General features: G+C 49.3%; 12 protein-coding genes. 4 read left to right on the top strand and 8 right to left on the bottom strand.

The annotated features are described in order from the left end of the window. Positions 1-94: 94 nt before the first annotated feature. Positions 95-247, bottom strand: a complete 153-nt coding sequence (locus KOD92_RS02705; protein WP_215231972.1) for a hypothetical protein — start codon at positions 245-247, stop codon at positions 95-97. Positions 248-324: 77 nt separating this feature from the next. Here KOD92_RS02705 and KOD92_RS02710 point away from each other — a divergent pair, with 77 nt between their 5' ends. The 3 genes from KOD92_RS02710 to KOD92_RS02720 all read left to right on the top strand — a co-directional run bounded on the left by KOD92_RS02710 (position 325) and on the right by KOD92_RS02720 (position 2,313). Then, positions 325-870 (top strand): YciE/YciF ferroxidase family protein, encoded by a 546-nt coding sequence (locus KOD92_RS02710; protein ID WP_215231973.1) that lies wholly within the window; start codon positions 325-327, stop codon positions 868-870. A 213-nt stretch (positions 871-1,083) separates the two neighbouring features. After that, entirely contained in the window at positions 1,084-1,539 is a 456-nt protein-coding gene (locus KOD92_RS02715; protein WP_215231974.1) for a hypothetical protein, read from the top strand. A gap of 48 nt (positions 1,540-1,587) precedes the next feature. Continuing rightward, the gene (locus KOD92_RS02720; RefSeq protein ID WP_215231975.1) at positions 1,588-2,313 is read left to right on the top strand and encodes a DUF3784 domain-containing protein; all 726 of its coding nucleotides are present in this window, start codon (positions 1,588-1,590) and stop codon (positions 2,311-2,313) included. 2 nt (positions 2,314-2,315) lie between these two features. Here KOD92_RS02720 and KOD92_RS02725 read toward each other — a convergent pair whose 3' ends face one another. Further along, the gene (locus tag KOD92_RS02725) at positions 2,316-3,428 is read right to left on the bottom strand and encodes a Gfo/Idh/MocA family protein (RefSeq protein ID WP_215231976.1); all 1,113 of its coding nucleotides are present in this window, start codon (positions 3,426-3,428) and stop codon (positions 2,316-2,318) included. 174 nt (positions 3,429-3,602) lie between these two features. On the opposite strand from KOD92_RS02725, the gene KOD92_RS02730 reads away from it, so the two are divergent. After that, positions 3,603-4,508, top strand: coding sequence for an SDR family oxidoreductase (locus KOD92_RS02730; RefSeq protein WP_215231977.1), 906 nt, complete (start codon positions 3,603-3,605; stop codon positions 4,506-4,508). 76 nt (positions 4,509-4,584) lie between these two features. On the opposite strand, the gene KOD92_RS02735 is transcribed toward KOD92_RS02730, so the two are convergent. The 6 genes from KOD92_RS02735 to KOD92_RS02760 all read right to left on the bottom strand — a co-directional run bounded on the left by KOD92_RS02735 (position 4,585) and on the right by KOD92_RS02760 (position 13,511). Beyond that, positions 4,585-4,974 (bottom strand): DoxX family protein, encoded by a 390-nt coding sequence (locus KOD92_RS02735; RefSeq protein WP_215231978.1) that lies wholly within the window; start codon positions 4,972-4,974, stop codon positions 4,585-4,587. Between the two features lie 41 nt (positions 4,975-5,015). After that, positions 5,016-5,747, bottom strand: a complete 732-nt coding sequence (locus KOD92_RS02740) for a thioredoxin domain-containing protein (RefSeq protein WP_215231979.1) — start codon at positions 5,745-5,747, stop codon at positions 5,016-5,018. Between the two features lie 100 nt (positions 5,748-5,847). After that, on the bottom strand, positions 5,848-7,257 hold the full coding sequence (locus KOD92_RS02745) for a sulfatase family protein (RefSeq protein ID WP_215231980.1): 1,410 nt from the start codon (positions 7,255-7,257) through the stop codon (positions 5,848-5,850). Between the two features lie 139 nt (positions 7,258-7,396). Continuing rightward, the gene (locus KOD92_RS02750; protein ID WP_215231981.1) at positions 7,397-8,854 is read right to left on the bottom strand and encodes a sulfatase family protein; all 1,458 of its coding nucleotides are present in this window, start codon (positions 8,852-8,854) and stop codon (positions 7,397-7,399) included. Positions 8,855-8,907: 53 nt separating this feature from the next. Beyond that, complete coding sequence (locus KOD92_RS02755; protein WP_215231982.1) at positions 8,908-10,437, bottom strand: RagB/SusD family nutrient uptake outer membrane protein; 1,530 nt, start codon at positions 10,435-10,437, stop codon at positions 8,908-8,910. Between the two features lie 26 nt (positions 10,438-10,463). Then, on the bottom strand, positions 10,464-13,511 hold the full coding sequence (locus KOD92_RS02760) for a SusC/RagA family TonB-linked outer membrane protein (RefSeq protein ID WP_215231983.1): 3,048 nt from the start codon (positions 13,509-13,511) through the stop codon (positions 10,464-10,466). Between the last annotated feature and the right edge of the window lie 47 nt (positions 13,512-13,558).

The raw sequence follows: 13,558 nt of genomic DNA on the forward strand, positions 1-13,558 counted from the left end.
CCCACCTCAGGTGGGAAAAACATAGCAAATCTTGTTGTAAGTTGATGCCCATATCGATTGTGCCAAAATAAAAATTGACACGGAGAGATAAGAACTATGCCAGCGTTAAAAGTGCACCTACACACTTGCTACTAAGTAAATTGGGGAACAGCTTTCCAATTCCGGGATCAGCTACCGGCGCGGCTGCCTCGCGCATTTTCCCGCGCGTATTAGCGCGACGGTTCGTCCAGCCGGGACCCACTTCCAAAAAATGCGCTGGTACAAAATTTTTATAAGCGGCGGCAGTGGAAATTTTCCAGAACTCAAAACTTTACAACCGAAATCATGAAAACGACTAAAAGCAAGACCAAAGCCACAAAACAAATTACTGAACAAGATAGCGCGAAGCTGAAAGAACTGTTCGTTGATGGACTTAAAGACATTTACTGGGCTGAAAAAAACCTGGCAAAGGCATTGGTTAAGTTGTCCAAAAATGCAACTTCCGAAGAATTGAAATCAGCATTCGAATTGCACACTGAGCAAACTCAACAACATGCAGCAACTTTGGAGCAGGTTTTTGAGATTGTTGGGGAAAAAGCGCAGGCTAAAAAATGTGCTGCAATGGAAGGCTTGATCGAGGAAGCTAACGAGATCATCGAAAGCACAGAAAAAGGCACCATGGTGCGTGACTGCGGCTTGATCATGGCAGCACAAAAAGTGGAACACTACGAAATCGCTTCGTATGGTACCCTTAGAAATATCGCCCGTACGCTCGGTTACGAAGAAGCGGCTACCCTATTGCAACAAACGTTGGATCAGGAAGGCGAAACAGATCATATCCTGACCGAATTGGCAGAAAGCTATGTAAACGAAGAAGCCAGCGCAGAGTAATTTCCGCAGGTTTTAATACACGAAAAAGCTGGCGACCATCAGGTCTTGCCGGCTTTTTTGTTTTTAAGATGTGATCGCCGGCATTTGAATCAATGATCATTCTCATAAAACGGACCTGCTCCATGTCACTTTTTTACTTGTCGGCCGAATCTAGCTTTGTGAAAAGTAATTTTTATCCCGACAACTAAAACTGCCAGCGCTGCAAATCCGAATATGAAAATCTCTCCCGTACTAATTAGCCTGTCCCTGCTTGCACTCACTGCCTGCAACTCCGGCCCGACCGAAAATTCTGCGGTCAACACGAAGACCTCTGAATCCGACAGCACTTTTAATCTCTGCTATGCATCTTTTGTGCAACAGGATACGGTATTGTTTAATGCGTTGATGTTCGGGGATAGTATCAAAGGCAGTCTTGGCTACAAGCTTTATGAAAAGCAGCAGAATAATGGCATGTTATTGGGGAAAATGCAGGGCGACACGATCTGGGGACTATATACTTTCATGGCCGCCGATTCGCAGTTTATCAACGAAGTAAGTTTCTTAAAGAAAGATACGCTGCTGGTAGAGGGCCTGGGTAAACGGGTATTTCGAGACGGGAAATTCGTTTTTGACGACAAAGCCAGCGTACGCTACGATGGAGTGAAACTGGCGAAGAGCAAGTGTAAATAAGCTCAAAATCTCTGGGAGTACTGAATACTTTTTAGTATTTTGTTGCCTATGATCCTCATCGCACTCATCCTCTCTGTCGTATTCGGTTCCATAGGTTTTCTTGTGACCGAAAAAAATGCAAGGTATAGTCTGTCCGGCTACAACACGATGTCGGAACAGGACCGGCAACAATTTGATATTACCTCCTACATCAGGCTGTTTAAGCATTTCCATCTGACGCTGGCTGCGACATTATTTATCGGCGTCTGTCTGCTGAGCCTCGTCGATAATAATTGGGCAAGTATATTCATGACCGTATATCCATTGGTAGCATATTTCTATTTTCTGGTAAAAACGGCGGCTTATAACAAAGGAAAATCGGGTCAGAAAGCGGGGAGCTACATTGCAGGCACCGTGCTGGTAGTGATAATTGGCACCCTGCTGTTCACCAGTGTCAAAGATTACAAAAGCAGTGAATTAAGGCTGAATGCAGATAAACTGGCCATTGAAGGCTCATTTGGAATAACACTCAACAGAAAGGAAGTTGAAAAGCAGCAACTTGTTGACCGCATTCCCGAGATCTCTTACAAATCAAATGGTTTTGCGGCGGGTGATTATGCCAAAGGCAGGTTCAAGACCAAAGACGGAAGAACGGTCTGGCTCTTTGTCAATAAAAAAGCCAGCCGTTTTCTGTGGATCAAAAGTGCGCAGGGTGATATCTTTTACAGCCACGATCAAATGGATATGCAGGCGCTGAGCCGGAATATCGAACAGTGGATCGCTGGCAATAATTGATACTATCCCAGATTCAGCGGCACTTTTTTCCCGGTCCGCGCCGATTCGTAGATCGCCATCAGGATTTTCACATCCCGCAGTCCCATTTCGCCCGGTACCCTCGTCGGCCGCTTATTGATCACGCAACCAGCGAAATCGTCCATCTGCGCAGCCTGCTGATTGACCTGCTGGAATTCAATTTTATCAATACTGCTTTTCCCTTTTATACCTTTATAAGCATAGGCAGGTTCAAGTTCGTACCAGCCTTTTGCAGCTTCCACACGCAGCAGGTTGCCTTTGTCGGCATAGCTTGTGCTGCAATTGGCAACTGCCCCATTCGGAAATTCGAGTGTGAATTCCATGGATTGTTCGACGGTCGCAAATTTTTCCTTCTCCGTTTTCGGACCTTCTTTGGCCGAGACACTCACCGGGTTCATCCCCATCGCATAGAGCGAACCCTGCACGCAATACACGCCCAGGTCCATTACCGGCCCGCCGCCTGAGCGTTTGTGGTCGAGTCTCCACACGCCAGCCTCCATTTCCTGGCTGTCTATCGCTCGCACTTTCTTTATTTCGCCATGCACTTTTTCTTTCCCGAATTTGGCAATCGTCATATTATATGGGTCAAAATGTAGCCTGTAACCAATTGAGAGCATTTTTCCCGCATCCTTGCAAGCTTTGATCATCGCCTCCGCATCTTTCACCGAAGTCGCCATCGGCTTTTCACAGATCACGTGCTTTCCCGCTTTTGCCGCGCGGATCGTGTATTCAGCGTGCATGGAATTGGGCAGTACCACATACACAATGTCCACGTCCGGGTTATCTTTTATGGAGTCGAAGTTTTGATAGTTGTAAACATTTTTATCCGGAATATCATATTTGGTCTTCCATTTGGAGACCTTATCGGGCGATCCCGTCACGATTGCGGTCAGTTTGCATTGCTGCGTTTCCTGTAAAGCGGGCGCAAGTTCCTCCTCGCTGTACTTACCGAGTCCCACCAGTGCGATCCCTAGTTTTTTGGTTTGGTTAAATGGCGCAGCCCAGGCGTCGTTACCCAGCACACTAAGGCCCGGTACCGCCATCGCGGCAAGCCCGACCTGTTGTAAAAAGCGTCTTCTTTGTTCAAAATGGTCCATTGTCTGTTTTATGAAGTGATGAAAAACTGAAAGTCGGGTGGGCGAAAAAGGCCATGCCAGCGTAGCAAAATGCACTTACATTCCCATCAGCTTTCAAGCTGCGCGCCGATTCTGGAACTGTTTTTGTAGGCTGCTGCGGTTTTTAAAGTATCAGTTCTTCAAAATCTTTTAACAATGGAAAATCAACAAACCAACGAATCAGGAATGCAAAATCCAGAAGAAAAATATCCGGCACCACCTTTTCCCGACCAAAAACAAACTCCTCCCGGCACAGAAGGAGAACTCCGTCCCAAGGCGGATCACGGTGAGGACTCTTACAAAGGCTCCGGCAAGCTCGCCGGTAAAAAGGCAGTGATAACCGGAGGTGATTCGGGAATAGGAAAGGCAGTCGCGATCGCATTTGCAAGAGAAGGCGCCGATGTCCTGATCAGCTACCTCAGCCCGGTTGAGGACGAAGATGCCCGCGACACCGCCTCTTATGTAGAACAGGCTGGACAAAAGGCAGTTCTGATCCGCGGAGATATCAGTAAAGAGGCGCATTGCAAGGAAATAATTGAAAAAGCAGTCGCTGAATTCGGGCAGATTGACATTCTTGTGAACAATGCGGCTTTCCAGATGGCGCGGAAAACTTTGCAGGAAATCCCGTCGGAAGAGTGGGAATATACATTCGCAGTAAATATTCACGCGATGTTCTACCTCTGCAAAGCCGCAGAGCCGCATATGAAGCCGGGAAGCTGCATTATCAATACGACTTCCGTCAATGCGTATTCCCCAACGCCGCTGCTCCTGCATTATGCTGCGACCAAAGCTGCGATCCAGAATTTCTCGGCTAATCTTGCGCAGATATTGCTTGAAGGTGGAAAAGGGATCCGCGTGAATGCAGTTGCGCCCGGCCCGATCTGGACGCCGCTCATCCCGTCGACGATGCCGGAGCCGGAAACATTCGGAGAAAACACGCCAACCGGCAGAGCAGGCCAGCCCGCCGAAGTTGCTCCCGCCTACGTGTTCCTGGCAAGTGAAGAAAGCAGTTACGTATCAGGTGCAACGCTGCCCGTGACCGGCGGCAGGATCACCATTTAATATGGAAAAACCTGGGATATCAGATTTGAATATCCCCGGTTTTTGTTATTAATCCACCCACCGGGCAGAAATTAGTTTATTTGTCACTCGTACTTTTCAAAGCCCACCAGATCAGCACTGGCTGAAAGCACAACCGGACAAAACGCTTCTTATCGGTATCCAGCCCGAATGCATCGCGGTGGTTGACCAGCTGGGCGATGTTACCCGGAAACACCGCAGTAAAAAATGCCGCCGCCGCCTGCCCTACCCGCTGCCGGTATTCCTTTGGCGCCGCGATCAGCGCACTGCCCATCGCAATTTCCGCAATGCCCGAATAGACAACGGTATCATCCTTTTTGAGCGGAACAAAATCCGGCACCTGCGCCTGAAATTCCTTTCTCGCAAAAGTAAGGTGACTAATTCCCGCATAAACCAGGCTCGCCCCCAGCAATACCCGCGCGACTGTTTTAATATCCTGTTCTTTCATGATTTTTTGTTTGGAAGAGAAAGAACAAATATTGTTCCCCTCTACCGCGCCGACAAATGCTGGCTTTCCAGTACTTTCTCGATTTCAGCCTTCGAAGCGCCGCCTTTTTTCTGCCACACGATCTCGCTGCCTTTGTAGAGGATTAGTGTCGGCAGGCCTACTACGCCCAGTTCTTTTACCAGACTTTTGTTTTCGTAAGCTTCGATTTTAACCACTTTTACATTTGCCGCGTGCTCGGTTTTGATGGAGTCGATCGTGGGATCGAGGCGCTTGCAGCTGCCGCAATAGCGCGAGCCGAAATCGACCAGCACCAGTTTCTCGCTTTTTAATGAGGCCTGGTATTCTTCCAGAGAAAGTCCCTTTCCCGTAGTGGAAACGACCGGTCGGCCGAGTCCGATCCATTTGCTCAAACCACCCGGCACTTCGGTAACATCCTTGAAACCAGCCTCCCGAAGCTGCTTCGCCAGCGTTCCGCTACGTCCGTTTCCGATCGAATAGATAAATACAGGCTGTTCTTTATTCAGCTTTCCGCTCTCTTTTGCAAAATCCTCTTTATTGGCAATGTTAAAATTAACCGCCCTTTCCAGGTGATTTTGTGCATATTCTTCCGGAAGACGCGCGTCCAGGATCTGGGCGTTTTTACCCGCCGCTTTCAGTTTCTCCTCAAAAGCATCGAAGGTCAGCAACTCTCTTTTTTTAGCCTGCTGCGCAAAGGAAGCAGTCGACAAAACGGCTGCCATAAACAGCACAACAAACAATCTCAGGTTTTTCATAAGTATGGTTTTTTAAATGGTGATTCTTATTTGGGGCGGCCCGCGTAGGGAGGAAAGGGAGGAAGGGAGGATGGAGGAAGGGAGGAAGGGAGGAGGTGCTTTACGGGGCGATTGGGAGGGGGAGGTAATCGCGGTTTACGATCATCCATTCCTGTAAGCGGCTTTTTAGCTCGTGCTCTATTTCTTTTACTTCCGCAGTTCCGGCCAGGTTATTGGTTTCAAATGGATCTTTCTCTTCGTCGTATACTTCGAACATCTTCCGGCGGTTAGCGAAAAGGAGTTTATCGAAAGGCTCTTCCAATGTTCCTTCCGAATGCTTTTGTTTTAAATCCACCCAGAAAGGTTGACCCGCGAAATCTACCGGATGATAAGGTATCTGCCAGATCGCATTATAGATCAGCTTGTACTTTTTGTTGAAAATCGTTCGACTGAGATCGAAGTTCGAAGAGTTGGTCGGCAAGCCCTGCCCGTGTGCGCCGCGAACTGCAAATGCGAAATCGTGACCGGCAAAGGTTGCATTCTGAAATGCAGGAGCGACGCTGATACCTGTGATCTCTTTGGGCACAGCCAGACCTGCCACACCAAGGAATGTCGGCGCGAGGTCGATGCCGGACACCAGCGCGTCGGTTACCTGTCCTGCCCTGATCAGCCCCGGGTGGCGCATGATCAGCGGCACATTCAGCCCGAGATTGTAGAGGGTACCTTTGCCGCGGATCAGCGCGCCGCCATTATCGCCGATGAAAACGACAAGCGTATTTTGGTCGAGCCCGCGCTTTTTCAGGTCTTCCAGCACTTTGCCCACGTCACTGTCGAGCCGCTGGATTTCGCCCAGGTAAGCGGCAAAATCTTCACGCAACAATTTAGTATCCGGCCAGTGCGCGGGAACGGAGATCTTTTGCGGATCAGGTTCAAAATTTTTGGCATTAAAAACCCTGTGCGGGTCACTGTACCCTACCTGCACGAAAAACGGTTTTCCTTTCGGTACCTGGTTCAGAAACTCGGAGTATTGCTGGAATATCGTATCGCGGTTACCCGACGTTTTCAGGAAGTCTACCCGGTTTCTAAAAGTTTCCAGCCCATATTTTTCCAAAACTGCGACCGTTTCGGGCACTCTCCTGTTTCCGTCCAAATGAAAGCTGCGTCCCAGGATCCCGGTATGGTACCCTCCTTTCCGGAGCAGCTCGGGATAGGAAGTGACCGACGCATCGAGCGGCGCAGAGAAACGCGTCATCTGAATATCCAGCGTATTGCGCCCCGTCATCATAGCCGCCCGCGACAGTACACATTGCGGGGCAGTTGTGAAGGCTTTTTTAAAGATAATCCCCTCCTGCGCCAGCTTGTCGATATTGGGTGTTTTGATCTCAGGATAGCCGTAACATCCCAGAAATGGCGCACTATGATCGTCGGAAACGATCAGGATAATGTTGGGTTGCTGCGCCTTCTTCTTCTGCGCCCAGGTAGTGGGGTTCAGCAAAAGCGCCAGTGCAATAAATGTTATAAATCGTATCATATAAATATAAAGTTTTGCTGGTTTACCGGTTCGCGTTTCGACTGCGGCTCATTCAATCATTCAATCATTCAATCATTCAATCATTCAATCATTCAATCATTCAATCATTACCCATTCCACGGCGGCTAACTCATCACTGTCAAGGCATCGCTTCCCGCTTCGGTCGCACGTATTTTCCCTTGTCATTGAGAGGCCGTGGATCGGCGTAGGTTGGGTTGGTGTAGCCGGTTGCCTGTTCCTGCTTGGCGAGCTCTCCCTGCAGTTGCGTTTTCAGCTTTTCGCCTTCTTTGGTATTGTATAAATTTTTTGATTCGCCGGGATCGCTGCTCAGGTCGTACAGCTCCGACCAGCCTTCCTCGCCGGGGTATAGGATCAGCTTACTTTTCTCGGTCCGGATCGCTTTAATCGTCGGTACTGCGAAGTTGTTCTCATAGAAATACTCATACAGAAACGAGTTCCGCCAGTCTTTCACCTTATCCTCAACCAGCGGCACCCAGCTTTTTCCCTGAAACGATTTTGGCGCGGCCACTCCGGCCAGATCCAGCAGTGAAGGCGCCGCGTCCAGGTTCAGCACGATTTTGTCGATCTTCTTTCCTTTTGGAAAACGGGCGGGGTAGCGTACCAGCAGCGGAATGCGGATCGACTCTTCATAAGCCGCGCGTTTGTCGCCCAGCCCGTGCTCGCCGAAGAAGAACCCGTTATCACTTGAAAAAATGATCACCGTATTCTGGTCGAGTTTCAGCGAATCCAGCGTTTTCAAAACCCTGCCCACATTTTCATCAATGCCTTTTAATGCACCAAAATAATTTCTGATCTTTTGGTCATTGTTTTCGGTCCACGAACCGCCCTGGGGCTGGGCTGCATTGTTGTTGTTTTTCCTTTCAGTGTGAATCTGATCTTTGTAAGGGAATACCGCACGCTCGTTTTCGGGCTCCGTGAGCTTTACTTTGGCATACGTATCCTGATGGCGTACCGGCGGCTGAAAAGGCCCGTGCCCCGACTTGAATGCGAGCGTCACCAGAAAAGTCTTACTTTTATTCTCGCGGATATAGTTTATCGCATTAGTAGTAGAAACATCATCCACCCAACCCTGGCTCGGCTCGGCTTTCCCATTAATCTCGATCGGGCAATCGAAGTACTTACCCTGGCCTACAAAACTTGCGGAATAGTCGAAACCCGGGCGTTTCCCGGTTTCGTTTCCCATATGCCACTTCCCGAAGAATGCCGTGGCGTATCCTGCTTTACGCAGCTCAGTGGCGTAGGTTACGGTAGTATCCGTAAGTCCTGTGTGGTTGTTGGCAATTCCGTTGAGGTGATTGTACCGGCTGTTCAGCAATGTCGCCCGGCTTGGGGAACACAGTGAATTGATCACAAATGCATTGCGGAAGCGCACACCTTCACTGGCCAGCCGGTCGAGGTTAGGTGTGGAAAACCAGGGAAATCTTGCCTTATAACCTTGCTCCTGCTGCACTACGCTCAACGCATCAAAGCGCTGATCGTCCGTATAGATAAAGATAATATTAGGCTTCGCCGGCGACTGACCCCGGGCAAAAAGAGCGAGGGCAACAAATGCGGCGGAAAGAATAGTTTTGAGCATTGTATTTGAGTTATTATGGTTAAACCATTGCCGGTGTGGTCATCAACAACGGCTTACCAGCCAGGATTTTGCTTCCCCTGCAATTTTGGGTTATTGTCGATTTCCTGTTGCGGGATTGGATACAGATAGTGTTTAGGCTGTGCATTGGTCTTTCCGGCGGCGTGGAGCGATTTGATCAGGTATGCGTCGGGGCCGGTCAGCGGCTTGTAGCGGATCAGGTCGAACCAGCGGGAATATTCGAATACAAATTCGAGACGGCGGTCAATACGCAGCGAATCGCGGAATTGTGCCTGGGTAAGTCCGGGAACGAGGTTGTCCAGACCAGCGCGGTTCCTTACTTTGTTGTAAGAAGCATAAGCCGCCGCAGTCGGACCGTCTTTCTCGTTAATAGCCTCCGCGTGGATCAGTAACACATCTGAAAACCGCAGAACCGGCATATTTGCGGCAGACTGTCCCAGATTTGCTGCCTGCGCAGGATCAAACCATTTATTGAAATGCGGGTTTGGTCTGATCTGTCCGGTAACCGGATCTTTCAAGGTCAGCTGATAAGTCTGCCCGTTTGAAGGGCTTACTATGGAAGTAATAAAGCTCACATCTCGCCGCTTGTCTTTTGCCGAAAACAGTTCATAGATACCCGGAAGCGGCTGTTCTGCAAAATTCCCGTTCATGCCCGGAATACCCGTCGGTGCCGAGCGCATTGCCTGCCCATTACCGTGTGAATCTGCATTGGATTCAAATTGTGCGGAGAATATATGTTCGATCCCGTTTTTATAAGCGGGCAAAAAGACGTGCGAATAATTTGTGAACAAACCGTAGCCAAATGGCCCTTCGATCACTTCTGCCGCTTTCGTAATTGCATTCGCATAATCGTAGCGGGTCAGGTATACTTTGGCAAGAAGCGATCTCGCGGCGCCTCCGGTAGCGCGTCCGGCATCGGAAGCTGTATATCTCGGCGCAGATCCAAAAGTATCGTTCGGCAGTCCGTGCGCGTCGGTGAGATCCTGGATAATTTGCTGATAAACCTGCTCGGCGGGCGTTCTTTCCACATAAAGTGCTTCCGGATTGAGTGAAGTAGTTTCGTGCAAAACCAGCGGAACGTCGCCGTACAGGCGCACCAGATTGAAGTAATATAAGGCACGCAAAAACTTGGCTTCCAGCACGAGGCGGTTTTTCAAAGCCTCGTCCATCTGGATTGCAGGAATTTTGTCGATCGCAATATTGGCACGGTTGATCGCGTCGTAATGCTGCTGCCATATCTCACGCACGCGCACGCCGGTCGATGAATGGGAAAGTACCGATTGCGAGCGCACATCTGCATTGGTCGCGCCGGGTCCTGGCTGCACGTCGTCACTCATCATATCCATTCCTGTGGAGAAAAGTACGTGATAAGGGGTTTGTCCGGAAGCATTAAGACGGAAATAAATCGCATTCACGCTGGCTATCGCGTCGGCCTGGGTTTTAAAAAACTGGTCGGAAGAAACGAAGGACTTCGGCGCTTCATTCAGGTCGACGCAGGAAGTCAATGCAAATTGCACAAGGCCCGCCAATAAGATAGATCTGAAAGTATTGGTATATTTTTTCATAATAAATGCACTTGAAATCGCTGTGACTAGAATGTGAGGGTTAAGCCGCCGAGGAATGTTTTATTGGCCGGATATACCCCGTTATCAACACCTTGCGTAAGAGTAGCCTGCTCGTTGCGGCTCACTTCGGGATCGTAGCCCGTGTATTTGGTCCACGTTACCAGGTTTTGAGCGGTTACGTAAAGACGCAGCTGGCTGATACCGATCTTGCCCGTGATCGCCGCCGGCAGCGAGTAACCCAGACTCAGGTTTTTAAGGCGCAAATATGACCCGTCTTCGATAAACCGGTCTGAAACAGTAACTGCCGGATTTTCAATCGCGCGGTGGATCACATTGCTTGGGTTAGTCGGTGTCCAGCGATCAAGCATTGTGGTAGATGCATTGATGTAGCCGGTACCCATTTCCAGGTTCGCCTGGTTGGCATTGTATACCTTATTCCCCGACTGACCTTGCAGCAATACATTGAGATCGAACCCTTTGTAACTGAAATTGTTGGTTAACCCAAACAAAAACTTAGGCTGCGCATTCCCCACGATCACGCGGTCGTGCGCCTGGGTGATCGTTCCGTCGGGCATACCGGCCGGCCCGCTGATATCCACATAGCGCTGACTACCCGCGCGGTCATTTACATTGAATTTGGGAAGTGTAGCCAGATCGTCGCCCGTCTGGAAAATACCAGCCTCTTTCAGAACTAAAAATGAACCGATCGGAGAGCCTACCTGCGCGATGGAATTACCCGAGATCACCTGCGTCACGCCCGGCCCGAGGCTCAGTACTTTATTTTTATTTGTGGAAAAAACAAAATCCGTTGTCCAGCCAATTTCACCCTCGCTATTTACAGTATTGACCGATAGCTCAATTCCTTTGTTTTCTACACTTCCGTAGTTTTGAAATGCATTCGCATATCCGGTCGTATAAGGAAGCGGCACGTCGAGCAGCAAGTCGGAAGTTTTCTTGTAATACGCGTCCAGCGTGACGTTAATGCGGTTTTTGAACAAACCTAAATCGAGACCGGCGTCGTACTGGGCAGTTTGTTCCCAGCCCAGGTTTGGATTGGCAATACCATTTGGCGCGTAACCCGCAACGAGTTTTCTGCCAAACAAATAGCTGTAATAGGATTCCTGTGCGAGCGAAGTGTAAGGCGCAATCTCCTGATTACCAGTAATCCCACCACTCAAACGCAGCTTCAAATTGCTGATATCCTTCAAATTTTTAATAAAATCCTCCCTGCCGAGGTTCCACGAAAGTGCCGCAGAAGGGAAAAATCCCCACTTATTATCATTTCCGAGACGCGAAGAACCGTCGGCGCGGGCTGTAACAGTCAGGTTGTATTTCTGGCGGAATGTATAATTGACCCGCCCCAGATACGAAAGCAGCGTCCATTTGAAGTAATTCGAAGACGATTGCTGAAAAGTGGTCCCGCCGCCCAGGTTGTGGTACCCAAATTCATCGGTCACAAAAGTAGCAGCTCTCGCCACCGTGTTTTCGGTTGTGGAAGCCTGCTGCGTGATACCCACTACCGCGTCGAGCGCGTGATCGGGGCTGAAAGTTTTGTTATAGCTTAATGTGTTCTCATTCAGCCAGCCAATGGTGTTTTTGTTCCCAATTGTGGCTTGACCGCCAATCCCTGCGCCCTCCTGCAAGCTGGCAGGCAGGTAACGGTTTTGTTTATTGATCAGAATGTCGGTACCGAGAGAAACTTTCGCTTTCAGCCCGTCTGCAATCTGGTATTCTCCGTAGGCATTTCCAAACCCACGGTAAATATGCGTTTCGTTCGTCTGCAAATACAAAGTCGCGATCGGATTGGCGAGCGGGCTGTCGTAGATACTGCGCAATGTAAATCCATTGGCGGAAGTGGGGTCATAGATCGGCATCGTCGGCGGCATTTGCAGCAGGTTCGGTACCACATTTTCCGGCGCCACATTTGCAGAAGATTTACTTCCTGAAAAGTTGATCCCCATTTTAAACCGCTTGCTCATATCGCGGTCGAGGTTAATGCGGAAAGAATAGCGTTCGAAATCTGATTTTTGGAGGATACCATCCTGTTTGAAATAATTACCAGAAACCGCGAAACGCGTTTTATCATCGCCCCCCGAAAACGACAGACTGTGATTTTGGATAGCCGCCTGCCTGAAAGCCGCGTCCTGCCAGTCGGTACCCACGCCGGGCTGACCAAGACTGTCAATTTCCGCCTGCGAGAATGCGGGCGCTTTTTTGGAATCGAGCAATGCGTCGTTTTTTAGCAAAGCCCATTGTTGCGCATTCAGCAGCGGCAGGGTTTTGAGCACTTTTTGAACCCCATAATAACCGTCGTAGGTGATCACATTTTTGCCGGCTTTTCCTTTTTTTGTGGTGATGATCACAACCCCATTTGCCCCGCGTGAACCGTAAATAGCTGTTGCGGAAGCGTCTTTCAAGATATCAATAGACTCAATATCACTCGGGTTCAATGTGGAAAGTGCATTGATAGTCGGGCCGTTCGTTACCCCTGCATCCGCATAGCTGTTGTTATTATACACCGGAAAACCATCGATCACATACAGCGGCTCGTTTGCACCGTTGATCGAATTTCCACCCCTGATTTTAATACTAACAGAACTTCCCGGCTGCCCGGAAGATTGCGTAACCTGCACACCGGCCGCCCTACCCTGCAACGCGCGGTCGAGCGAACTGATCGGGACACCTTTCAGATCATTTGTGGAAATCGACGAAACAGAACCGGTCAGATCGCCCTTTTTCTGGGTACCATAACCAATTACCACTACCTGATCGAGCACATTGGCCGTTTTCAAAACCACGTCGATCGGCTCCCCGGCCAGTTCGTATATCTCGACTTCCTGCTGCTGGTAACCTGTGAGATTAATCTGTAATGTGAATGGAAAATCCTTCGGAGCGGGTATTTCAAATTTCCCGTCCACATCAGAAACCGTGTATTTTGACGAGCCTTTTTGAACGACGGTTGCGCCGGGAAGCGACTGGCCGCTGTCGTCTTTTACCAGACCGTTTACAATATCCTGAGAACGTACGCTCCCTATACCCAGCAAAAGCAGGGTGATGATTAAAAAATGTTTCATTAAAAATATCTTAGGTGAGTTATAAAAGCTTAACGGAGCTGTATATA

This window comes from Dyadobacter linearis (genome assembly GCF_907165045.1).
GTDB lineage: Bacteria > Bacteroidota > Bacteroidia > Cytophagales > Spirosomataceae > Dyadobacter > Dyadobacter linearis.